The organism is Achromobacter sp. Root170, from assembly GCF_001428165.1.
In the GTDB taxonomy this organism is placed as follows: Bacteria; Pseudomonadota; Gammaproteobacteria; order Burkholderiales; family Burkholderiaceae_B; genus Achromobacter; species Achromobacter mucicolens.
This window is the reverse complement of the sequence record NZ_LMHN01000012.1, coordinates 683,602-705,897: the sequence shown is the minus strand read 5'-3', so window position 1 is coordinate 705,897 and position 22,296 is coordinate 683,602. Positions and strand designations below refer to the sequence as shown.

At 65.6% G+C, this 22,296-nt stretch carries 19 protein-coding genes; 6 read left to right on the top strand and 13 right to left on the bottom strand.

Translation table 11 applies throughout. The features are described from left to right. Positions 1–16: 16 nt before the first annotated feature. Both ASD87_RS13390 and ASD87_RS13385 read right to left on the bottom strand, forming a co-directional pair. A complete protein-coding gene (locus ASD87_RS13390; RefSeq protein WP_056322203.1) occupies positions 17–487 on the bottom strand; it encodes a DUF1854 domain-containing protein in 471 nt (156 codons plus the stop codon). A 23-nt stretch (positions 488–510) separates the two neighbouring features. Beyond that, positions 511–2,796 (bottom strand): ABC transporter ATP-binding protein, encoded by a 2,286-nt coding sequence (locus tag ASD87_RS13385; protein ID WP_056322199.1) that lies wholly within the window; start codon positions 2,794–2,796, stop codon positions 511–513. A 259-nt stretch (positions 2,797–3,055) separates the two neighbouring features. Here ASD87_RS13385 and cphA (ASD87_RS13380) point away from each other — a divergent pair, with 259 nt between their 5' ends. The 5 genes from cphA (ASD87_RS13380) to ASD87_RS13365 all read left to right on the top strand — a co-directional run bounded on the left by cphA (ASD87_RS13380) (position 3,056) and on the right by ASD87_RS13365 (position 9,657). Beyond that, on the top strand, positions 3,056–5,671 hold the full coding sequence (gene cphA, locus ASD87_RS13380) for a cyanophycin synthetase (RefSeq protein WP_056322197.1): 2,616 nt from the start codon (positions 3,056–3,058) through the stop codon (positions 5,669–5,671). A gap of 62 nt (positions 5,672–5,733) precedes the next feature. Then, a complete protein-coding gene (gene cphA, locus ASD87_RS13375; protein ID WP_056322195.1) occupies positions 5,734–8,304 on the top strand; it encodes a cyanophycin synthetase in 2,571 nt (856 codons plus the stop codon). 547 nt (positions 8,305–8,851) lie between these two features. Next, the gene (locus ASD87_RS13370; RefSeq protein WP_006218180.1) at positions 8,852–9,052 is read left to right on the top strand and encodes a CsbD family protein; all 201 of its coding nucleotides are present in this window, start codon (positions 8,852–8,854) and stop codon (positions 9,050–9,052) included. 27 nt (positions 9,053–9,079) lie between these two features. Continuing rightward, the gene (locus ASD87_RS26585; RefSeq protein WP_082586272.1) at positions 9,080–9,244 is read left to right on the top strand and encodes a DUF1328 domain-containing protein; all 165 of its coding nucleotides are present in this window, start codon (positions 9,080–9,082) and stop codon (positions 9,242–9,244) included. A 74-nt stretch (positions 9,245–9,318) separates the two neighbouring features. After that, positions 9,319–9,657 carry a BON domain-containing protein gene (locus tag ASD87_RS13365; protein ID WP_056322192.1) on the top strand — a complete coding sequence of 113 codons (339 nt, stop codon included), beginning with the start codon at positions 9,319–9,321 and terminating at the stop codon, positions 9,655–9,657. Positions 9,658–9,749: 92 nt separating this feature from the next. On the opposite strand, the gene ASD87_RS13360 is transcribed toward ASD87_RS13365, so the two are convergent. From ASD87_RS13360 to ASD87_RS13315, 10 genes are all read right to left on the bottom strand, one after another. Further along, complete coding sequence (locus tag ASD87_RS13360) at positions 9,750–10,622, bottom strand: PhzF family phenazine biosynthesis protein (RefSeq protein WP_056322190.1); 873 nt, start codon at positions 10,620–10,622, stop codon at positions 9,750–9,752. 75 nt (positions 10,623–10,697) lie between these two features. Further along, positions 10,698–12,122: a 4Fe-4S binding protein gene (locus tag ASD87_RS13355; RefSeq protein ID WP_056322187.1), complete on the bottom strand. Its 1,425-nt coding sequence runs from the start codon at positions 12,120–12,122 to the stop codon at positions 10,698–10,700. Positions 12,123–12,161: 39 nt separating this feature from the next. Next, positions 12,162–13,010, bottom strand: coding sequence for an FTR1 family protein (locus tag ASD87_RS13350; protein WP_056322184.1), 849 nt, complete (start codon positions 13,008–13,010; stop codon positions 12,162–12,164). Between the two features lie 14 nt (positions 13,011–13,024). Then, positions 13,025–13,348 (bottom strand): cupredoxin domain-containing protein, encoded by a 324-nt coding sequence (locus ASD87_RS13345; protein WP_056322182.1) that lies wholly within the window; start codon positions 13,346–13,348, stop codon positions 13,025–13,027. Between the two features lie 32 nt (positions 13,349–13,380). Continuing rightward, positions 13,381–13,917 carry an iron transporter gene (locus ASD87_RS13340; protein ID WP_056322179.1) on the bottom strand — a complete coding sequence of 179 codons (537 nt, stop codon included), beginning with the start codon at positions 13,915–13,917 and terminating at the stop codon, positions 13,381–13,383. Positions 13,918–14,137: 220 nt separating this feature from the next. Next, entirely contained in the window at positions 14,138–14,704 is a 567-nt protein-coding gene (gene phaR / locus ASD87_RS13335) for a polyhydroxyalkanoate synthesis repressor PhaR (protein WP_056322176.1), read from the bottom strand. Positions 14,705–14,823: 119 nt separating this feature from the next. Then, positions 14,824–15,561, bottom strand: coding sequence for a 3-ketoacyl-ACP reductase (locus ASD87_RS13330; protein WP_056322174.1), 738 nt, complete (start codon positions 15,559–15,561; stop codon positions 14,824–14,826). A 78-nt stretch (positions 15,562–15,639) separates the two neighbouring features. After that, entirely contained in the window at positions 15,640–17,274 is a 1,635-nt protein-coding gene (phaC, locus tag ASD87_RS13325) for a class I poly(R)-hydroxyalkanoic acid synthase (protein ID WP_056322171.1), read from the bottom strand. 124 nt (positions 17,275–17,398) lie between these two features. Next, positions 17,399–18,163, bottom strand: coding sequence for a peptidoglycan editing factor PgeF (gene pgeF / locus ASD87_RS13320; protein WP_056322170.1), 765 nt, complete (start codon positions 18,161–18,163; stop codon positions 17,399–17,401). Then, on the bottom strand, positions 18,151–19,149 hold the full coding sequence (locus ASD87_RS13315) for an RluA family pseudouridine synthase (RefSeq protein WP_056322167.1): 999 nt from the start codon (positions 19,147–19,149) through the stop codon (positions 18,151–18,153). Before ASD87_RS13315 ends, pgeF begins: the two co-directional genes overlap by 13 nt. Before the next feature lie 107 nt (positions 19,150–19,256). Here ASD87_RS13315 and ASD87_RS13310 point away from each other — a divergent pair, with 107 nt between their 5' ends. Next, positions 19,257–20,045 (top strand): outer membrane protein assembly factor BamD, encoded by a 789-nt coding sequence (locus ASD87_RS13310; protein WP_056322165.1) that lies wholly within the window; start codon positions 19,257–19,259, stop codon positions 20,043–20,045. A gap of 102 nt (positions 20,046–20,147) precedes the next feature. Here the strand turns inward: ASD87_RS13310 and ASD87_RS13305 are convergent, their stop codons facing one another. Continuing rightward, a complete protein-coding gene (locus tag ASD87_RS13305) occupies positions 20,148–22,238 on the bottom strand; it encodes an ATP-dependent DNA helicase (RefSeq protein WP_056322164.1) in 2,091 nt (696 codons plus the stop codon). Positions 22,239–22,296 lie beyond the last annotated feature (58 nt).

Below are 22,296 nucleotides of genomic sequence, written 5' to 3'. Positions count from 1 at the left end.
ACGCCCGCCTGAACCGTCAGAGAAACCGGTCCAGCAGCTTGCGGCTGTGCTTGTCCAGCGACTGGATGTCGCGCACCAGGTAGAAGATGCCGTGGTTGTCGGCGATGAGCAGCGTCTGCGCGGACAGGCGGCGGATGTCTTCTTCGCCGCGCAGCGTGAACGAGGTCGCGCCGCGGTCGGTCTCGACCTTCCAGACGCTGGGCGTGGCGTAGGTGGACACGCTGGTCAGCTTGCGGATCTCGGGCATGAACTCGCGGCTGGCGAGTTCTTCTTCGATCAGGGCGCGCGGCTCGGCGGGGACGTCGGACAGGTGTTCGATCCACAGCAGCTCGTGCCCGTCGCTGGTCACCAGCGACAGGCCGCGTCCCGCCTCGCTGATCGGGAAGGCCCGCACCGGCAGGACGCCTTCATGCGATTCGCCGTCGGCGGACTGGAACTCCAGGCGGCCAAAGGCGTTGCGGCGCAATTGAAAGAACGGCAAGGTCATGGCGAGGTTATTCCGTTTCCGCGTCAGGCCACGGCGGCCATGTCTTCGCTGCCCGACGCCTGGGCGTCGGCTTCCGCCTGGCGCGCCTGCGCCTGATAGAGGCGGTAGTAGGCGCCCTCGCGGGCCATCAATTCTTCGTGCGGGCCCTGCTCCACGATCTGGCCGCGGTCCAGGACCACCAGGCGGTCGGCCTTGCGCAGCGTGCTCAGGCGGTGCGCGATCGCAATCGTGGTGCGGCCGCGCACCAGGTTGTCCAGGGCCTTCTGAATCTCTTTCTCGGTCGTGGTGTCCACCGACGACGTCGCTTCGTCCAGGATCAGGATGCGCGGGTCGATCAACAGCGCGCGCGCGATCGAGATGCGCTGGCGTTCGCCGCCCGACAAGGCCTGACCGCGTTCGCCCACCAGCGAGTCGTAGCCATGCGGCAGGCGCAGGATGAACTCGTGCGCATGCGCGGCGCGCGCCGCGGCCACGATCTCGTCACGGGTGGCGTCAGGCCGGCCGTAGGCGATGTTCTCGGCAATGGTGCCAAAGAACAGGAACGGCTCCTGCAGCACCAGCCCGATATTGCGGCGGTAGTCGGCCACGCGGACCGAACGGATGTCGGCGCCATCGACCAGCACCGCGCCTTCGGATACGTCGTAGAAGCGGCAGATCAGGTTGATCAGCGTGCTCTTGCCGGAACCGCTGTGTCCCACCAGCCCGATCATTTCGCCCGGCGCGATAGTCAGGTTCAGCCCGCGGATGACCTGGCGGTTGCCATAGCGAAAACCGACGTCGCGCAGCTCGATGCGGCCATTGATGTGCGGCAGCTTGGCGGGGTTTTGCGGCTCGGGCACGCTGGACACATGGTCCAGGATGTCGAAGATGCGCTTGGCGCCGGCAGCGGCCTTTTGCGTGACCGACACGATGCGGCTCATGGAATCCAGGCGCATGTAGAAACGCCCGATATACGCCAGGAACGCGGCCAGCACGCCCACGGTGATCTGCTTTTGCGAGACCTGCCAGATGCCGAAGATCCACACCACCAGCAAACCGACTTCGGTCAGCAGCGTGACGGTGGGCGAGAACAGCGACCACGTGGTGTTGACGCGATCGTTGACTTCCAGGTTGCGGTTGTTGGCTTCGCGAAAGCGCGCGACCTCGCGTTTTTCCTGCGCAAACGCCTTGACCACGCGAATGCCGGGAATGGTGTCGGCCAGCACGTTGGTGATCTCGGACCAGATGCGGTCGACTTTTTCGAAGCCGTGGCGCAGGCGGTCGCGCACGGCATGGATCATCCAGATGATGAACGGCAGCGGCACCAGCGTGACCAGCGCAAGCCACGGATTGATGCTGATCAGGATGACCGCCGTCATCGCGATCATGAGGATGTCGGTGGCGAAGTCCAAGAGGTGCAGCGACAGGAACACGCAGATGCGGTCGGTTTCGCTGCCGATGCGCGAAATCAGGTCGCCGGTGCGCTTTCCGCCGAAATACTCAAGCGAAAGCTGCTGCAAGTGCGCATAAGTGGTGGTGCGCAGATCGGCCCCGATGCGTTCGCTGACCCACGCCAGAATATACGTGCGCGCCCAGCCCAGCCCCCACGCCAGGATCGCCGATCCCAGCAGACCGCCCAAATACAGGCGCACCAGGCTGTAATCGATGGGTGCGCCGTTTTGGAACGGGATCAGCACGTCGTCCATCAAGGGCATTGTCAGGTACGGCGGCACCAGCGTGGCTGCGGTGCCCAGCACTGTCAGCAGAAAGCCTGCAAACAGCGGGCCGCGATAGGGCCGCGCAAACCGCCACAGCCGCAGCAGCGCCCAGGTGGTCGACGGCGCGGCCTGTTCCTGGTTGCAGGTCGGACATTCTTCCTCGCCCGCAGGAATGACGTTATTACAGATGGTGCAGGTGCGCTCTTCCAGCGCTTCGGCCTGTTTGCCCGACAAACGGATGGACTGCTGGGTTTCAAACTGCGCCAAAAGCCGCAACGCCGCGGGATTGCACGCCAGCGTGAACCGCCAGACGGCAAGGCGCGCGCTGTCGTCATGCAGTTCCAGCACGGCGGCGCCGGCATGGTCGCTGAGGGATAGCTTCAGTTGGGGGCCATATGGCCAGGATTCCCAACCGGAATCGTCGGGAAGGCGGGCGATCAGCCGTTTATCGGTGACGGCGACCAGCCCCGGCTGGAACTTCAAGCGCTGATCGAGGTCTATTTCGACCCAGGCCAGAAGGGTTTCGTCATCCGCCAGTTCGGTGCGGATTTCATCCCGCCAGCGGGCAGGAAATGCGTCGGCAAGGCCGGAAAGCAGGTTTGGTTTTTTCATTGGAACGCATACCGGGCCAGGACTCTGCCCTACTAGGCGGCAACCGGTTTGACGCCAGGGGCGGCAAACGTGTCCCTTCCTTACAACACAACGAGTTCACGCCATGAAGGCGTCGTATAGTATCAGCCGATTTTTCTAATTAGGAACATCTGGGATCCCCCACTCGTTGGCATTATTCTTAAGGCGCAACCCCAATAAAATCGCGGTCTTGCATAGGGGCGTCCGCGCGTGCCAACCTGCTTCTCGAGCGAATTAAAACATGAAAAAGAAAGACATTGAATTTATCGATGTCGTGGCTTTGCGCGGCCCGAACATTTGGACGTATCGTCCGGTCCTTGAAGCATGGGTGGATATCGGCGAACTGGAGGACTACCCCTCCAACACGATTCCCGGATTTTATGAGCGCCTGACCGAATGGTTGCCGACCCTGATCGAGCACCGGTGCAGCCCCGGCGTGCGAGGCGGCTTCCTGGCCCGCCTGAAAGAAGGCACCTGGCCCGGCCACATTCTCGAGCACGTCACGCTTGAACTGCAGAACCTGGCGGGCCTGCGCGGCGGCTTCGGCAAGGCGCGCGAAACCTCCAAGCGCGGCGTCTATAAAGTCGTTGTGCGCGCCTGGCAGGAACAGGTCACCCGCACCGCGCTGAACGAAGCGCGCGACCTCGTCATGGCCGCCATCGAGGACCGCCCGTTCGACGTGTCCGCCACCGTCGCCAAGCTGCGCAGCCTGGTCGACCGCCACTGCCTCGGCCCCAGCACCGCGTGCATCGTGGATGCGGCCGACGACCGCGACATTCCGTATATCCGCCTTTTTGAGGGCAACCTCGTCCAATTCGGCTACGGCTCGGCGCAGCGCCGCATCTGGACGGCCGAGACCGATCGCACCAGCGCCATCGCCGAGGGCATCTCGCGCGACAAGGACCTGACCAAGGAACTGCTGTCGACCTGCGGCGTGCCGGTGCCCGAAGGGCGCCTGGTCGACAGCGAGGAAGACGCCTGGGACGCCGCCGAAGACATCGGCCTGCCCGTGGTGGTCAAGCCCTACGACGGCAACCATGGCCGCGGCGTCTTCACCAACCTGACGACCCGCGAGGAAGTGGTGTCGGCCTACCGCGTCGCCGTGGATGAAGGCAGCGGCGTCATCGTCGAACGCTTTGTGCTGGGCAACGAACACCGCCTGCTGGTGGTGGGCAACCGCATGGTCGCCGCTGCTGCCGGCGAACCGGCGTGGGTCACGGGCGACGGCAAGTCCACGGTCGCCGAACTCATCGACAGCCAGATCAACACCGACCCGCGCCGCGGCCGCACCGAGAACCATCCGCTCAATTTTGTGCGCCTGGATTCCGCGGCCCGGCTGGAAATCGCGCGCCAGGGCCTCACCGAAGACAGCGTTCCGCCCGACGGCCAGCGCGTGCTGGTGCAGCGCAGCGGCAACGTCGCATTCGACGTGACCGACCGCGTTCACCCCAGCGTCGCGGCCACCGTGACGCTCGCGGCACGCATCGTCGGCCTGGACATTGCCGGTGTGGACCTGGTGGCCGAAGACATCACGCGCCCCCTGGACGAACAGCGCGGCGCCATCGTCGAAGTCAACGCCGGCCCGGGTCTCCTGATGCACCTGAAGCCCGCCGACGGCGCGCCGCGCCCCGTGGGCCGCGCCATCGTCGATCACCTCTTCCCCGAGGGCGAGGCGGGCCGCATTCCGATCGTCGGCGTGACCGGCACCAACGGCAAGACCGTCGTCGCCCGCCTGGTGGCGCGCCTCTTGCACCTGTCGGGCAAGCGCACCGGCCTGGCGTGCAGCGAAGGCCTGTATCTGGACCGCCGCCTGGTGCGAAAGGGCGACCGCGCCGACTACGCGTCGGGCACGCGCCTTCTGATGAACCGCAACGTGGACGCCGCCGTCATCGAGAACGACAGCGGCGTGATCCTGGGCCAAGGCCTGGCCTACGACCGCTGCCAGGTCGGCGTCGTCACCAACATCGATGACGGCGATCATCTGGGCGACTACGACATCAACGAAACCGAGCGCCTGTTCAACGTGTTCCGCACGCAGGTCGACGTCGTCCTGCCCGATGGCGTGGCCGTGCTGAATGCACGCGATCCGCGCGTGGTCGAAATGGCCGAGCTCTGCGACGGTTCCGTGATCTTCTTTGGCATCGACCCCGCCCTGCCCGCCATCGTGCAGCATCTGGCCCAGGACGGGCGCGCGGTGTTCGTGCGCGACGGCAGCATCGTGCTGGCCCGAGGCAGCCATGAGGAACGCCTGGCCGACGTCGCCGCCATTCCGCTGACGCACGGCGGCCGCGTGGCCTTCCAGGTCGAGAACGTGCTGGCGGCCGTGGGTTCGGCCTGGGCGCTGGACATTCCCGTTGAACTGATCCGTGCCGGCATCGAGACCTTCGACATCGATCAGGCGGATGCCCCGTGGCAGTTCACGCTGTTCGAGCGCAATGGCGCGACCGTCGTCGTGGACGACGTGCATAACGCGTCGGCGCTGCGCCCGCTGATCGCCGCCATCGACCAGTTTCCTTCCGGCAAGCGCGCCGCGGTCTACTCGGCCGGCGCGGACCGCCGCGACGCGGACCTGATCGACCAAGGCAAGCTGCTCGGCGACGCATTCGACCGCGTGGTCCTCTACGACGACACGACCGTGCGCAGCAAGCGTCCCGAGGGCGAGGCGCGCGCGCTGCTGCGCCAGGGCCTGGCGCAGGGCAGCCGCGTCAAGGACATCCAGGAAGAGCCTGACCACGGCAAGGCCATCGCCAGCGTGCTCGATGGCATCGGAAGCGGCGACTTCGCCCTGCTGCAGTCCGACGAGGCGTTCTCCGGCCCGACCATCGACCTGGTCCGCCGCTGGATCCAACAACACTGACACTATTGCGCACGCGTCCGCCCCCCGTGGCGGACGCGCGCCAGACGACAGGAAACCCTGCCATGGAAGTCTCCCGTATCCGAGCATTGCGCGGCCCCAACCTGTGGAGCAAGAACACCGCCATCGAGGCCATCGTGTCTTGCGGCGATGCCGAATGCTCCATCGATAACCTGCCCGAGTTCGAAGCCCGCCTGCGCGCGCGCCTGCCGCAGACCGGATTGCTGCGTCCCGAAGGCCATCAGGGCGCGGTGTCGATCGCGCACGTGCTGCAGATCGTCGCGCTGACGATGCAGGCGCACGCCGGCTGCCCTGTCACGTTCGGCCGCACCGCCTCCACCATCGAGCCCGGCGTGTTCCAGGTCGTGGTCGAGTACAGCGAAGAAGAAGTCGGCAAGCTGGCCATGGAACTGGCCCAGGACCTCGTGCGCGCCGCGCTCGATGACACGCCGTTCGACATCGCCGACGCCTTGAAGCGCCTGCGCGAACTGGACGAAGACGTCCGCCTGGGGCCCAGCACCGGCTCCATCGTGAACGCCGCCACGGCGCGCAACATCCCGTACCGCCGCCTGACGCAAGGCAGCATGGTGCAGTTCGGCTGGGGCAGCAAGCAACGCCGCATCCAGGCCGCGGAAACCGACCTGACCAGCGCCATCTCGGAATCCATCGCGCAGGACAAGGACCTGACCAAGATGCTGCTGGACGCCGCCGGCGTGCCGGTGCCGATGGGCCGTTCCGTGACCAGCGCCGAAGAGGCCTGGGAAGCGGCGCAGGAACTGGGCGGTCCGGTCGTGGTCAAGCCGCGCGACGGCAGCCAGGGCCGCGGCGTCGCAGTCAACATCGAGACCCGCGAGCGCGTGATCCAGGCCTTTGAAGTGGCCGAGGAAATCAGTTCCGAGGTCATCGTCGAACGCTACATTCCCGGCCACGATTTCCGCCTGCTGGTGGTCGGCGGCGCGCTGGTGGCGGCCTCGCGCCGCGATCCTCCGCAAGTCACGGGCGACGGCCAGCACACGATCCGCCAACTGGTCGATCAGGTCAACGCCGACCCCTTGCGCGGCGATGGCCACGCCACGTCGCTGACCAAGATCCGCTTTGACGACATCGCCCTGGCGACGCTGAAAAAGCAGGGCTTTGACGCCGATTCCGTGCCGCCCGCCGGCACGCTGATCTTCCTGCGCAACAACGCCAATCTCAGCACGGGCGGCTCGGCCACCGACGTGACCGACGAGGTCCATCCGGAAATGGCGGCGCGCGCGGTGTCCGCGGCCCGCATGATCGGCCTGGACATCTGCGGCGTGGACGTGGTGGCCGAAAGCGTGCACTACCCGCTCGAAGAGCAGCACGGCGGCGTGGTGGAAGTCAATGCCGCGCCCGGCCTGCGCATGCACCTGAATCCCTCGTTCGGCAAGGGCCGCGCGGTGGGCGAAGCCATCATCGCCAACATGTTCGCGGACGGCGAGGACGGCCGCATCCCGGTCGTGGCCGTCGCGGGCACCAACGGCAAGACCACCACGGTGCGCCTGACCGCGCACCTGCTGGGCGTGGCCGGCAACCGCGTGGGCATGACGAACTCGGACGGCGTGTACGTGGACAACCTGCGCATCGACACCGGCGACTGCAGCGGCCCGCGCAGCGCGCGCAGCGTGCTGATGCATCCGGACGTGGACGCCGCCGTGTTCGAAACCGCGCGTGGCGGCATCCTGCGCGAAGGGCTGGCGTTCGACCGCTGCAACGTCGCCATCGTCACCAACATCGGCATGGGCGATCACCTGGGGCTGGGCTACATCAGCACGGTCGAGGACCTGGCCGTGGTCAAGCGCGTGATCGTCCAGCATGTGCATCCGAGCGGCATGGCCGTGCTGAACGCGGCCGATCCGATCGTGGCCGAAATGGCGTCGAGCTGCCCGGGCGCGATCACCTACTTTGCCGAAGACCGCAATCATCCCGTGCTGGCCACGCACCGCGCGCAGGGCCTGCGTTCGGTGTACCGAGACGGCGATGCCATCGTGGCGGCGCAGGGAGCCGATGAAGTGCGCTTCCCGCTGGCCGAGATTCCGCTCACCCGCAACGGCACGGTCACCTTCCAGGTCGAGAACGCAATGGCGTCGATTGCAGCGGCATGGGCGCTGAACCTGGGCTGGGACGTGGTGCGCCGCGGGCTTGCCACGTTCGTCAACGATGCGCAGACGGCGCCGGGCCGCTTCAACGTGTTCGATTACCGCGGCGCGACCGTGATCGCCGACTACGGCCACAACCCCGACGCCATCCAGGCGCTGGTGCGCGCGGTGGACGCCATGCCGGCCAAGCGCCGCTCTGTCGTCATCAGCGGCGCGGGCGACCGCCGCGACGAAGACATCCGCATGCAGACCGAGATCCTGGGCGCCGCCTTCGACGACGTGCTGCTCTACCAGGATCAATGCCAACGCGGCCGCGAGGACGGCGAGGTGCTGGCATTGCTGCAGCAGGGCCTGGTGGGCGCCAGCCGCGCCACGCACATCGACGAGATCCACGGCGAGTTCCTGGCGATCGACACGGCGCTGGCACGCCTGAACCCGGGCGATCTGTGCCTCATCCTGGTCGATCAGGTGGAAGAAGCGCTGGCGCACATCGCCCAGCGCATTGCGCAGCCCTGACCGGGTCGTGCGACGAAGACGGGGCGCTCAGGCGCCCCGTTTTTTTTGTCCAGCACCGCGTCAGCCGTGCGGCGCCACCACCGGCGCCGAGGCCTGATACCTGTCGGTCACATGGGTGCATCCCACGGCAGCCATGGCGCCCAGCGCCAGCAAGATCGCGCTGCAAAGTCGTTTCGTCATGCGGGCTTTCTCCCTTCGGATGTGTCGAACCGCCAGCCGGTTCCCCGTGGACTATACCGGCCCGCCGACCGCCCGGCCACCCGCGCCATTGCTGGCGCTCGAGCGGATCGGTTACCAGCCGCGCTCAAAAGGGGTCAAATCGTTGCTCAAATGTAACTCGCCCCTATCGCTCCCGGGACGCGATTTCTCGTCTCAAACACGGGGCTTTTTCCACATTGGCGCAGTTACATTTCTCCACAGCGTCGTTTGACAGCCCCAGGGGGCGACTCGTAGCTTAGAACCTAGCTGATCAGTACCCAACACACCGCGTCACGGCAGCTTCATAGGCCATGAACCTGCCGCCGCACGTAACCAGAGAGAGGTCACCATGAACAACGACATCATCGCCGGAAAGTGGAAGCAACTGACGGGCAAGGCCAAGGCGGCTTGGGGTGAACTCACCGACGACGAGCTGACCCGCACCGAGGGCAATGCCGAACGCCTGGCTGGTCTGATCCAGGAGCGCTACGGCAAGACCAAGGACGAGGCGCAAAAGGAAGTCCGGGATTTCTTCGACCGTAATCCCTGATCTAGATAAACACCAGGAGAAGCTGTCATGTTGCATTACGCCGTAGTTTTCTTCGTCATCGCGATCATCGCGGCTGTCCTGGGTTTCGGCGGCATCGCCGCCGGTGCCGCGGGGATTGCCAAGGTCCTGTTCTTCGTCTTTCTGGTTCTGGCACTGCTGTCCATTCTGGGCGGCGCCTTCCGCAAGAAATAGAACGAGCACCTGAACGTTTTTAGATAGTCATTGCGTCTCGAACGCGCTGAACACCAATAAAAAGGAGCATTACTATGGAAATTCGCAAGCTGATCGCCGCCGCCGCACTGGGTACGGGCGCTGTCTTCACTTCCATGGCTTTTGCCGCCGACGACGGCAAGCCGAAACAGTCCGTGGGTGAATACGCGTCCGACGCCACCGTGACCACGAAGGTCAAGGCCGCCTTCGTGGCCGACAAGCAGCTGAGCGCCCTGGAAATCGCTGTTGAAACCAACAACGGCGTTGCCACGCTGACCGGTACGGTCGGTACCGCTGCCGAAGCGGATCATGCCGCGACGGTCGCCCGTGGCGTCGAGGGCGTGAAGCAGGTCAAGAACAACATCAAGGTTGATCCGGCCAAGAACCGCAAGTAATCAGGCATCGAACTTTCGACGCCGGAGTTGAAAACGGCGCCTGTGCAAACACAGGCGCCGTTTTCACGTTCGCGATCTGGAAAGCGCCAATGCTATAGAGTGACGGTCCCGCGCCCGATTTCCAGGGCGCGCCCGCCCACCAGGATGCGGCCATCTGCCGGGACATCGAGCAGCAGGCGGCATGGACGGCCGGTCTGGTCCCCCTGCTCGACCAGCAAGCTTGCCGGCAGCGCCGCCTTGCGATGCAGCAGCCAGCCGCCCAGGTTGGCGCAGGCCGAACCGGTGCCGGGGTCTTCGTTGATGCCGCCGCCGGGCTTGGCATAGAAGTAGCGGGACACCACCACCTGCCGCCCCGACCGAAAATTGCCTTCGTCGAAGGCGAACAGATACATCGTCTTGCGCCCCAGCGCGCTGGCCTGCCAGCGGTTCAGCAGCGACACGTCCGGGACCGCGCGCCGCACTGCATCCAAGTTGGCAACCGGCACGAGCAACTGGTCCGCGCCGGTGTCGACCCAGATCGGGTCGGCTGCCAGGTCCTCCTCCGACAGTCCCATCAGTTCCGCGATGCCCGCGCGGTCCAACGCCGGCGTGGCCGTGCGCACGCCGTCCGGACAAGGCGCGGTGAAGGTCCATGCATCGCCCTGGGCAGTCATGGGCACGACGCCCGCCTGAAACTCCAGCGTCACCGCGTCTTCGGCCTGCCGCAGGTCACGCACGACCTGCGCGGTGCCGATGGCCGGATGCCCGGCAAACTTCATTTCAAAACCCGGCGTGAAGACGCGCACGCGCGCGTCGGCCCGCTCGGACGGCAGGATGAACGTGGTTTCGGACAGATTGAATTGCGCCGCGAGATTGAGCATGGTGGCGTCGTCCATGCCGCGGGCGTCTTCAAAGACGCAGAGCTGATTGCCGCTGAACGTCGAGTCGGCAAAGACGTTGAGAAGTCGGAACGCGTAAGTGGCCATGGCGAAAATCTGAAAGGGATGACGCCGGCAACGCCGGCGCGGTCCCCAACTTTATCGCAGCGCTGGCACGCCCGCTTACCAGACCGCGAAGAACAGCACCCACGCGATGCAGAACGGCACCAGGCCTGCCGCCAGCACCAGGCCCCCGCCGATCTTGCGCGCCATGCCAACCGGACGCGCGTTCAGCAGGCGGGCGTAAAGACGCAGCGTCCACAGCACCGCCAGCGTCAGCAGCGTGAACCGGACCGGCGTCGCCCATGCCGCCTGCACGCCTTCATGCTTGAGCAACGTGATCGTCGTGGCGGACAGGCCCAGGAACACGCCAATGCCGGCCGACGGGATCAGCGCCTGCGCCAGCTTGTGCAAGCCCGCCCGCCCCCAGCGCGATACGGGCGCATGAGCAGCATGGGAATTAAGGGGCGCCTGCGGCACGGGTGCAGCGGGCGCAATGCGGTCCGCAATCCACAGCGACAGGAAGGTCGCGCCGCCCACGCACACCGTGGCGCCGACGACAAAAAGCAGGATGCCGGCGCCGTCCAGCCACGAGAAGCTGTCGTTCACGTCGGGGTAATGGGTCAGGATGAACCACGGCGCGTTGTCCATCAGCGGCCACAGGATGTCGTGCTCGACCAGCCACGTCGCGGCCCACTGCTTGGCCGTCACGAACCAGGGGCTGGCGCTCCAGAGGAACGCGCCGATCGCAATGCCCATCAGGCCGAAGCACAGCAACGCCGTTTGCCACGGATCGCCATCGGCCACGTGAACGATCTCTTCCTCGGGCGAGCGCGGCGTGAGCGCGATGGCGCCGCGATAGCCGCTGCAGCGGCCACAGACGTGGCAATCGCCCGCGCCCTTCATGTGGCGCAGCGGCACCAGCGGCGCACAGTTGATGGGTTCGATGCGGATGACCGGATGGCGCCACTTTTCTTCGTCGACCTTGAAGTGCCACGGCGCCAGCTTGGCCAGAAGATTGAACACGCCATTGACCGGGCACAGGTACTTGCACCACACGCGCTTGCTGCGGCCGTAACGCCAGCCGACGATCATGGCCGCCACCGTGGAGCCGCCCAGCACGGCCAGCACCGCCAGCGGGTACTGGTAGACGCTGACGAGCTGCCCGTAGATGGTCGTCAACGCGAAGGCCACGAACGGCCAGCCGCCCCAGCGCATCCATTTCGGAATGGCGCGGCCCTGGCCGCGCTCGCTGGCCCATTCGGTCAGCATGCCTTCCGGACAGAGCCAGCCGCACCAGGCGCGTCCCAGGATCGGCATGGAGATCAGCACGAACGGCCACCACACGCCCCAGAACGCAAACTGCGCCACGACGGTCAGGTTGTTGAACACCGACGCCGCGTTGTCGGGCAGCGGCAGCAGCGCCGGCACGATCAGCAGGAACGCGTACAACGCAACAATGCCCCACTGCAGCTTGCGCAACAGCGGGGCATGGTCACGGAGGAAGTCGGCGATGCGGGAGGTTGCCCTCCCGAGTGCAGCAGCCATGGTCAAACCTTCAAATATTCAGTCCGGAAAAAACCGGAATCAGGATGCTCCCCGGGCGGCGGCCACGGGTGCGGGCCGTCCGCCCGCCCAGCGCAGCAGCGCCCAGACGATGATCCAGTAAGCCACCCACAGCAGCACCGAGGTCAGCGCCGGCAGTGCGCGGTAACCCGCGAAGTCGGCCAGCACCTTGCCCACGCCCGTGCTGTCGCTAAGCAGCCAGGAACTGTCCCACACCGGGTCCACGAGGGTCGGCAGGACATCCAGGGAAATCAGGTGATCCAGCCCGCCCACCAGCAGCGAGCCGGCCAGGAGCAGCAGCAGGATTTCGGTCACGAAGAAGAAGCGGCGCCACGTGATGAGCTTGCCGCCCAGTTGCAGCAGCCAGAACGTCAGCAGCGCCACGGCGAAACCCGCGATGCCGGCGACGGCCAGCATCAGCATGTCGCTGCCGCCCTCGCCCGCCGACACCGTGCCGTACAGGAACACGACGGTCTCGCTGCCTTCGCGGGCGACGGCGATGGCAACCAGCACCAGGAGGCCCCACCAGTTGTCATTCGCCACGGAGGTGCGCGCCCCGCTTTCGAGCTCGCCCTTGAGCGTGCGGCCGTGCTTTTTCATCCACACGACCATCTGCACCACCAGCGCGCATGCCGCCAGCGACATGATGGCCTGGAACCATTCCTGGCCTTCATCGCTGAGCCAGGAGGACACGCCCAGCAGCACGAGCGCCAGCGCGACGGCCAGTGCCAGCCCGGCCGCGACGCCGCCCCACAGGTAGGGCAGGCCGCGCTTGCCTTCCGGCGTGGCGCGCAGCCACGTGTACAGGATGCCCACCACGAGCAGGGCTTCGACGCTTTCGCGCCAGACGATGAAAAGTACCTGTTCCATGCTTTGGTGCCGCGTTATTCCTTGGGCTTGACGACCAAGGTGCCTTTCACGCTCTGGTGAAAGTCGTCAAAAAAGGGATACTCGCCCGGACGCGAGATGGTGATGACCACGAAGGATTTCACCCCCGGTCCCAGGACTTTTTCCTTGCGCAGCGGAATGCTTTCGAATTCCACCGGCTCATTGCTTTCATTGATGAGTTCGATCTTGAAGCGGCCCGCCGGGACCTCGAGCGTGGCGGGCTCGAATGTGCCGTCGGGCTTGAACCGCAAGGTGAACGTGGGCAGCTCGTCCGCCTGCGCGGGCGCCATGCCCGCCACGCCGGCCAGGCCGATCAGCATTGCGGCAAGTACGCGAAGCAGGCGGCGCACGATCAGTAACCGCCCTTCTTGCCGGTGCCGGCGTACACGAACTCATATTCCAGGTCGAACGGTTCAAACCAGTCGGCCACGCCGGTTTCCTTGTCGATGTGGCGGCCGAAGTGGCTCATCTTGTTCGCGGTCGGCGGCAGGATCGTGTACTTGAGCTTGTACTTGCCCGGGCCTTCCAGTTTGACGTTTTCGCCGTAGTGCGGGCCGTCGTTGGCGACCATCGGCATGAACGTGCCCTTCTGGACGTTCTGGCTGCCGACCTTCTGGATCTCGTAGTTCACGACCAGGTAAGGCACCCATTCGCCTTCCGGAAAGCCCGTCTTGTTGCCGGCGGTGGCGTGGATGTCGGCCTCCAGGTGCACGTCGGAATCCTTGGCCGGACGCATCATTCCGGGCGGATCCATTTCGATCGGCTGCAGGTACACCGCGCCGATTTCCATTCCGCCCTTCTCGACAGGCTTGCCGATGGGGTATTCGGCCGCATGGGCGGCGGACACGCTCAACGCGACAATGGCCAGCGCCAAGGCTTTCTTGATCATGTGCATAATCCTTGAGACACAAAAGAAAATAGCGGCTCTCAAAACACAAACAAGAACCGTTTTCATTAATTTAGTGGATTTTGCTGACACAACCCTGAACCTGGGCCGACTAAAAGTGCCAGATCATTGCGTTCAGTCAATTGGCAAAAAGCCGCCTGGCATTCGCCAAGGCGGCTTTTTTGCACTGCGGCGGGCCACATCGGCCCGGCATCCGGCGGGATTACTTGCGGCCGGAGCCCGGGTTGCTGCCCGGCGTGAACGGGAAGGTCGAGAACATGGCGCGGGTCTGATCCTGCATCTGGTCCTGCATCTGCACGAACAGGTTTTTGCTCTGGTCTATGTAGTTGTTCATCATGTTCTGCAGCATCGGCGTCTGCACATTCATGAACTGCGTCCAGGCTTCCGGCCCGAACTGGCTGCCGTACAGGCCCTTGGACTGCTCGGCCATGCGCTGCTGGATCTCCATGAATGCCTGGATGTTCTTCTCGAGGTAAGAACCCATGATGCCTTGCATGGCGTGGCCGTAGAAACGGATGATCTGCGACAGCATGTTCGAAGAGAACATGGGCATGCCGCCGCTCTCCTCTTCAAGAATGATCTGCAAGAGAATGCTGCGCGTGAGGTCTTCGCTGCTCTTGGCGTCGACGACCTGGAATTCCTCGTTGGCCAGGACCAGTTGCTTGACATCTGCCAGGGTGATGTAGGTGCTGGTCCGGGTGTCGTATAAACGACGGTTGGGGTATTTTTTAATCAGGCGCAGGCTGGCGCCGGGTTGTGCTTGCGTCATGGTTGTCCCCGGATCGGGCGATCTCTTTAGGCTTCGAATAATGTGAGTGTAATGCCGTACGGCCCTCTGCCCGAAGCCGTACAGCGCCAGCGGGCCGCCCAGCGGCGGCCCACGTCGCGTCAGCCCATGTGCAGGCCGCCGTTCAGCGAGAAATCCGCGCCGGTCGAAAAGCCGGATTCATCGGACGCCAGCCACGAGGTCATGGAGGCGATTTCCTCCGGCGTGCCAAGGCGGCGCACCGGAATGGTGGCAATGATCTTTTCCAGCACGTCCGGCCGGATGGCGCGAACCATGTCGGTGCCGATGTATCCCGGCGAGATCGTGTTGACGGTCACACCCTTGCTGGCCACTTCCTGCGCCAGCGCCATCGTGAATCCATGGATGCCGGCCTTTGCCGTGGAGTAGTTGGTCTGGCCGAACTGCCCCTTCTGGCCGTTGACCGAGCTGATGTTGATGATCCGCCCCCACTGGCGCTCGACCATGCCGTCGATGACCTGTTTGGTCACGTTGAACAGGCTGTTCAGATTGGTGTCGATGACCGCGCGCCAATCGTCGGCGCTCATCTTCCGGAACAACCCGTCGCGGGTGATGCCCGCATTGTTGACCAGCACATCCACCGGCCCGAGGTCGGCCGTCACCTTTTCAAAGGCGGCAACGGTGGAGTCCCAATCGGACACATTGCCCACCGACGCGTAGAACGTAAAACCCTGTGCGGCCTGCTCATCCAGCCATTGCTGGTAGTTGCGGCTGGGGCCGCAACCTGCCACGACGCGAAAGCCATCCTTGGCCAAGCGCTGGCAAATAGAGGTGCCGATCCCGCCCATCCCGCCTGTTACGTAAGCCAGTTTTCCGCTCATTGGACTTCCTCCTGTGTGCGACGGACGCCTCGTTGATTAAACATCTTTCTGCCGGGGACCGGACCGCGGTGCGCGGTATCAGGCCGCCCGGACCTTTACATATCTGCCAGGCGCCGGCTCGATCGGCCGGTACTTGGCATTGCCTGCCTTTGCCCTCGCCTTGATCTGCTTGCCCGAATGTCCTGCCAGCCAACCGGTCCAATCGGGCCACCAGCTGCCGGGGTGCTCCACCGCCTGCGAAAACCAGGTGTTGGGGTCGCCGGGCAGCGGCTGGCTTTGCTGTTCGAGCGCATCGGCCACCCAGTAGCTGCGGCGCTTCTTGGCGGGCGGATTGACCACGCCCGCGATGTGGCCGGACGCGCCCAGCACGAAACGCTGCGGCCCGCGAAGCACCTGCGTGGACGCGTAGGCCGACACCCAAGGCACGATGTGGTCTTCGCGCGAGCCGAATATATAGACCGGCATGCGCAACCGCGTCAGGTCCAGCGGCAGGCCGGCGGCCTGCGCGCGGCCCGGCACCTTGAGATTGTTCTCGAGGTAGGTATTGCGGAAATACCAGGAAAAGAAAGGCCCCGGCAGGTTCGTGCTGTCGCCATTCCAGAACAGGAGGTCGAAAGCCGGAGGCTTTTGCCCCTTGAGGTAGTTGCCCACCACGTAGTTCCAGACCAGTTCGTTGGGCCGCAGGAACGAGAAGGTGGTGGCGAGGTCGCGGCCCGGCATCAGGCCGCCGTTGCCCAATTGATGATCGCGCATCAGCGCGTGGGCCTCGTCGACGAACACGTTCAGGATGCCGGTGTCGTGGAAATCGAGCAGCGAGGTCAGCAGCGTCAGCGACGCCACCGGGTGCTCGCCGCGCGCTTCGGCCAGCGCCAGCGCCGAGGCCAGCATCGTGCCGCCCACGCAGAAGCCCAGCGCATTGACCTGCGGCTGCTTGGTGATGTCGCTGGCCACGCGCAGCGCCTGCAGCACCGCGTCGTCCAGGTAGTCGGACCAGGTGGCGCGGTCCACGCCGTCGGTATCGGCAGCGACCGGATTGCGCCATGAAATCAGGAAGACCGTGTAGCCCTGCCCCACCGCGTGGCGCACGAAGGAGTTCTCGGGCTGCAGGTCCAGGATGTAGAACTTGTTGATGTTCGGCGGCACGATGACCAGCGGCCGGTCGTACACGGTGGCGGTCGAGGGCGCGTACTGGATCAGCTGGAACAGCTTGGTTTCGAACACCACGTCGCCGGGCGTCGTGGCCACATTGCGGCCGATCTCGAACTGCGACTCGTCGGTCTGGGTGATGCGGCCCTTCTGCACGTCGCCCAACAGATTGGCGAGCCCTTCGTTCAGCGCGCGGCCGGCGCTTTCGACGATGGACTGCTGGGCATCGGGATTGAGCGCCAGGAAATTGGCCGGCGACAGCGCGTCGACCCACTGCATGATCGAGAATCGAAGGCGGTCGCGCATGGGCTCGCTGACCTGCGCGGCATCGACCATGCGCTGCATGGCGCGCGCGGACAGCAGATACGTGTGCGCCAGGAGCAGGTGCGAAGCATTCGCCGCCCAGGCGTCGCCGGAGAAACGGCGATCGGACGGCGGCGCCAGCGCGCCACGCCGGGCATCGTCGCAAAGGCGTTGCCATTCGCGCGAGAACTCTGCCTGGATGTCAGCCAGGACTTCCGGTGCCACGCTCACCGGAATGGGACCTGCGGAGAGATTGGCATTCACTTCGACACCTTGTTATCGAAACTTCGCGATTGATGTTGCATTCCGGGTTCAGGACTGTCAATGCGGGTATACAAGGAGGCTTACTACGGTAAAACGCAAGCCCGGCACTGGCCTTTGCGCGGCGTCAAACCGGGCTCAACCAGGCCAGCAGCGCCATGCGTCCGGTCACGCCGTCACGGCGGTAGGAAAAGTACCGGTCCGCGCGGGACACCGTGCATTCCCCGCTGAGGGACACCTCTTGTACCCCGGCACGCCGCAGCCGGAAATCGGCCAATCCGGCGAGGTCGGCCAGCCATTTGCCGGCAAGGCCGGGGCGCGGCGCAAAAAAACGCGCCGGCGCCGGATCGTCGGCGGTGAACGCGTCCAGCACGTCCTGCCCGACTTCGAAGTGCTGCGGCCCGATGCCGGGTCCGATCCAGGCGCGCCAGCCGGACGCCTGCGGCGCCTTGGCCCGCATGGCCTGCAGCGTGTTTTCAAGCACCCCGCCCGCCAGCCCGCGCCAGCCGGCGTGCGCCGCCCCCAGCACCGTGCCCTCGGCATTGGCAATGACCACCGGCAGGCAATCGGCCACCATGACGGCCAGCACGCGGCCTGGCTGGGCCGTGACGCTGGCGTCGACCGCGGGCTCGGCCGGCACGTCCGGCGCGTCCGCGTCGACGACCTCGCTGCCATGAACCTGGCGCAACCACAGGGGATCGGCGGACACTGCGGCGCAAACCCGGCGCCGGTTCTCGGCCACGGCCTCGGGGTTGTCCTCGGCACGCAGGCCCAGGTTGAGGGTGTCGTGCGGCGCCACGCCCACGCCGCCGGCGCGGGTCGTGCAGAAGTAGCTCACGCCCTGCCAGTCGGGTCCCGTCACGACGGGCAGGCCTGCGATCAGGCGTTCCATGCAATGTTCTCCTGGACCTGCGCCATGTCGGCGGGCACGGGCGCGGCGAACTGGACGTCGCCCTTGCCGCCCGGGTCGTCGAAATGCAGCGCGCGGGCGTGCAGCATCTGGCGCTCTGCCCCCGCGATGTTCTTGCCGCCGTAGATCGTGTCGGCCAGCAAAGGATGCCCCAGGCTGGCCATGTGCACGCGGATCTGGTGGGTGCGCCCCGTTTCCAGCCGGCACACCACTTCGGTCACCCGCCCGCCCGGATCGACCGAGCCCCGGCGGGCCGGCGCGTAATTGGTGATGGCCGGCTTGGGTGCGACGGGGCGCTCGACGCTCATGCGCACCGGCACGCGCGGATCGCGCCCGATGGCGCGGTCGACCTTGCCCGCAGCGGCCAGCCATCCGTGCGCCAGCGCCACGTACTCGCGGCCCATGGTGCGTGCCTGAAGCTGGCGCACGAGGTGAGTCTGGGCGATTTCGTTACGGGCCACCACCATCAGGCCGGAGGTGTCCTTGTCCAGCCGGTGCACGATGCCCGCGCGGGCGACCTGCGCAAGTTCCGGATAACGATGCAGCAGGCCGTTGAGCAGCGTGCCGCTCCAGTTGCCGGCGCCCGGGTGGGTAACCAGGCCCGCCGGCTTGTTGACGACGATCCAGTCGGGGCTTTCGGCCACCACGCCGAACTCGACGGGTTCAGGCGTGAAGGCCTGCGCGTCGGGCGCCGGCTGGGCCCAGATGGTGAGTTCGTCGCCAGGGCCGACCGTCTGGCGGATCTTGCCCGGCGTCCCGTTGACCAGGACGTTGCCGGATTCGATCCAGCCTTGCAGGCGATTGCGGGAATGGTCGGGCAAGAGGCCCGCCAGGACCTTGTCCAGCCGGTCAGCGCGCGTGGCCGACGGCACGGTTACAAGTTGCGGCTCGGGGCGGCCGGATTCGTCGAGATTTTCGTCGGCGCTCTCGTCGGAAACAAGATCTGCGCGGGCGGCTGTATCAGACATGGAGACAAATCATATAATCAGCCTGCCATGCTAACACCAAGGATACGATTCTCGTGATTCACCACCCTGCAGCTCCCTCGAACCCCGCATCCCGCAGCGGGTCGGTTTTGCGCGTGGTCATCGCGCTTTTTGCCGTCATCGTCATCGCTGGTTGCAGCGGGGCGGACAGCAAGTACGACAAGACCACCAACTGGAGCGCAGAACAACTCTACGCGGACGCCAAGGCCGAAATGTCGTCGGGCGGCTGGAAGGAAGCGCGCGAGCGCCTGACCGCCATCGAAAGCCGCTACCCCTTCGGCGTCTACGCGCAGCAAGCCCTGCTTGAACTGGCCTACGTCAACTGGAAAGACGGCGAAAACGAACAGGCGCTTGCCGCCATCGACCGCTTCCAGCAGTTGTACCCCAATCACCCCGGCACCGATTACGCGCTCTACCTGAAGGGCCTGATCAACTTCACGCCGGCCAGCGCCTTCATGAGCAATCTCACCGGCCAGGATCCGGCCGAGCGCGACCCCAAGGGCCTGCGCGCGTCCTATGACGCCTTTACCGAGCTGATCAAGCGCTACCCGGAAAGCAAGTACAGCGTCGACGCCGAAAAGCGCGTGGCCTGGCTGGTCAACACCATTGCCATGAACGAAGTCCACGTGGCCCGCTATTACTACGAGCGTGGCGCCTACGTGGCCGCCGCCAACCGCGCGCAGACCGTCATCACCGACTTCGAGGGCGCCCCCGCCACCGAAGAAGCGCTCTACCTGATGGTTCAGTCGTACGACAAACTGAACATGACGGACCTGAAGAACGACGCGCAGCGCGTCTACGACAAGAACTTCCCGAACAGCGAGTTCCGCACGAAGGGCCTGAAGGCCGACAAGAGCTGGTGGAATCCCTTTAACTGATTCCGCTCGCATGGGAAGAGAAAAGCCCTTCAATATTGAAGGGCTTTTTTTTGCCTGCGCGGCGCGGACGGCGCCGCCTGGAGCCGCGTTCCTTGCGTCGGTCTATTCGTCGTCCGGTCCGCGCTTGCGGCGGTAGAACGCCAGCACCTCTTCCAGCTCGCGCGTGCGCGCAAATGGCGGCAGACCGCGCCACAGGCGCTTGCCGTAGGGCTTTTCCACCAGCCGGGCGTCACCCACCATCAGCACGCCCCAGTCCGATTCCGTGCGGATCAACCGGCCCGCGCCCTGCTTGAGCGAGATGGCGGCTTCCGGAAGCTGGTATTCCGCAAACGGGTTGCCGCCCTGCGCGCGGCAGGCGCGCAGACGGGCCTCGATGACGGGGTCGTCGGGCGGCGCGAACGGCAGCTTGTCGATCGCCACCAGGGTCAGCACATCGCCCGGCAGGTCGATGCCTTCCCAGAAGCTGGCGCTGCCCACCAGCACCGGGTGCTTGAGCTTGCAGAAGCGGTCGAGCAGATCGCGGCGCGTGCCCTCGCCTTGTTTGAGCAGCGGCCAGTCATGGCCCGCATCGTCAAAGGCATCGGCCAGCAGATTGGCCACCTTGTCCACGGCGCGCAGTGTCGTACAGAGCACCAGCGTGCCGCCCGGGCTGGCCTCCAGCAACGGCATGAGGGTCTGCACGAAGCGGTCCAGGAACTGCGGCGATTGAGGTTCGGGCATGCCGCGCGGCACGAACAGCAGCGCCTGCTCGGGGTAGTCGAACGGGGACTCCCACTTGCCGGTGCGCGCGGACTCCAGGCCAAGCTGGCTGGTGAAGTGCGTGAATTCACCGTTCACCGACAGCGTGGCCGAGGTCATGATCCAGGCCTGGCCAGGCTTGCGGAATTTGGAGAAGGCCTGCGCCACCGACAGCGGCGCCGAATGCAGGCGAACATGGTGCAGTCCATGCTCGACCCAGCGCACGGCCGGGCCGGTCCATTGCTCGGCGAGCGCCGCGCCCTCGAGCAGGGCCGCGGGGGTGGAGGGACCGTCGCCGAGCGGGCTTTGCACGGGCGCCTGGTCGTCGCGGCCCCAGCCCTCGTCGTCATGCGCGCCGGTACTGCGCCCGGGTGTGGCCCAGCGCTTGAGCTTGACCGAGATCTCGGCCCCCATGCGCGCGGCCGCGAGCAGGTCCGGGTGTTTTTCGGCCACCGCGCCCAGCGCCTTGGTGGCGCTGTCCACGGCCTCGCGCAGCGACAGCAGCGCGACGTCGAATTCCTCGGGGTTGGGAATGGCCTCGAACGTGGCCTTGCGGCCCGGCATCTTGTCCAGCGGCGCGCAGACCAGCCGCAATTCGCGCGCGGCGGTTTCCAGTTGGCGGCTGACGTCGCTCCATTTGGCGGCTTCGCGCGCGTAGGCCAGCCCCGCGACTTCCAGCGCGCGGCCAAAATCCATGAGCTGGTGCGTGGAAACGCTGTTGCCCAGAAAGCGCGTGGCGGTGTCGGGCAATTGATGGGCTTCGTCGAAGATGACGGTGTCGGCTTCGGGCAGCAGGTCCGTGACGCCTTCTTCGCGCAGCATCAGGTCGGCCATGAAGAGCGCGTGGTTGACGACGACGACGTCGGCCTCTTGTGCCTGGCGGCGCGCCTTGACGACAAAGCAGTCGCGGATGCGCGGACATTCCTGGCCCAGGCAGTTTTCGCGGGTGGATGTGACGCGTTGCCAGATGTCGGCGTCTTCGGGCACCTGCGCCAGATCGCCGCGGTCGCCCGTTTTGGAGATGCCCGCGAACACCTGGATCTGGCGCAGCTGCTGGATTTCGGAGCGGGATTTGAGCGCGCGTTCGTCGCCCTGCAGGCGCTCCAGGTGGTAATGACACACGTAGTTGCCACGGCCCTTGAGCAGCGCGGCCGTCACGGGCGCGGCCAGCGCCGCGCGCACGCGCGGCAGGTCGCGCGCAAAGAGCTGATCCTGCAGGGTGCGCGTGCCGGTGGAGATGAGCACCTTGCCGCCCTGGATGAAGGCGGGTACAAGATACGCCCAGGTCTTGCCGATGCCGGTACCGGCCTCGGCCACCAGCGTGGCGCGGTCCTGGATGGCCTGGCCGATGGCCTGCGACAGTTCCACCTGCGATGGACGCGGCTTGTAGCCGGGCAAGGCCGTGGCCAGCGGCCCGTCCTCGTCAAAGAATTCGGATATGTCCAGGTCCAGCATTACAGCAGCCTTGTGTAGGGCCCCAAATGATACCCGCTGCCGCGTCGTTTTCCGGCTT

Excerpts from the sequence above, each read along its gene's own strand:
- ASD87_RS13390 (WP_056322203.1), bottom strand. The coding sequence starts at position 487 with ATGACCTTGCCGTTCTTTCAATTGCGCCGCAACGCCTTTGGCCGCCTG.
- ASD87_RS13385 (WP_056322199.1), bottom strand. The coding sequence starts at position 2,796 with ATGAAAAAACCAAACCTGCTTTCCGGCCTTGCCGACGCATTTCCTGCC.
- cphA (WP_056322197.1), top strand. The coding sequence starts at position 3,056 with ATGAAAAAGAAAGACATTGAATTTATCGATGTCGTGGCTTTGCGCGGC.
- cphA (WP_056322195.1), top strand. The coding sequence starts at position 5,734 with ATGGAAGTCTCCCGTATCCGAGCATTGCGCGGCCCCAACCTGTGGAGC.
- ASD87_RS13370 (WP_006218180.1), top strand. The coding sequence starts at position 8,852 with ATGAACAACGACATCATCGCCGGAAAGTGGAAGCAACTGACGGGCAAG.
- ASD87_RS26585 (WP_082586272.1), top strand. The coding sequence starts at position 9,080 with ATGTTGCATTACGCCGTAGTTTTCTTCGTCATCGCGATCATCGCGGCT.
- ASD87_RS13365 (WP_056322192.1), top strand. The coding sequence starts at position 9,319 with ATGGAAATTCGCAAGCTGATCGCCGCCGCCGCACTGGGTACGGGCGCT.
- ASD87_RS13360 (WP_056322190.1), bottom strand. The coding sequence starts at position 10,622 with ATGGCCACTTACGCGTTCCGACTTCTCAACGTCTTTGCCGACTCGACG.
- ASD87_RS13355 (WP_056322187.1), bottom strand. The coding sequence starts at position 12,122 with ATGGCTGCTGCACTCGGGAGGGCAACCTCCCGCATCGCCGACTTCCTC.
- ASD87_RS13350 (WP_056322184.1), bottom strand. The coding sequence starts at position 13,010 with ATGGAACAGGTACTTTTCATCGTCTGGCGCGAAAGCGTCGAAGCCCTG.
- ASD87_RS13345 (WP_056322182.1), bottom strand. The coding sequence starts at position 13,348 with ATGCTGATCGGCCTGGCCGGCGTGGCGGGCATGGCGCCCGCGCAGGCG.
- ASD87_RS13340 (WP_056322179.1), bottom strand. The coding sequence starts at position 13,917 with ATGATCAAGAAAGCCTTGGCGCTGGCCATTGTCGCGTTGAGCGTGTCC.
- phaR (WP_056322176.1), bottom strand. The coding sequence starts at position 14,704 with ATGACGCAAGCACAACCCGGCGCCAGCCTGCGCCTGATTAAAAAATAC.
- ASD87_RS13330 (WP_056322174.1), bottom strand. The coding sequence starts at position 15,561 with ATGAGCGGAAAACTGGCTTACGTAACAGGCGGGATGGGCGGGATCGGC.
- pgeF (WP_056322170.1), bottom strand. The coding sequence starts at position 18,163 with ATGGAACGCCTGATCGCAGGCCTGCCCGTCGTGACGGGACCCGACTGG.
- ASD87_RS13315 (WP_056322167.1), bottom strand. The coding sequence starts at position 19,149 with ATGTCTGATACAGCCGCCCGCGCAGATCTTGTTTCCGACGAGAGCGCC.
- ASD87_RS13305 (WP_056322164.1), bottom strand. The coding sequence starts at position 22,238 with ATGCTGGACCTGGACATATCCGAATTCTTTGACGAGGACGGGCCGCTG.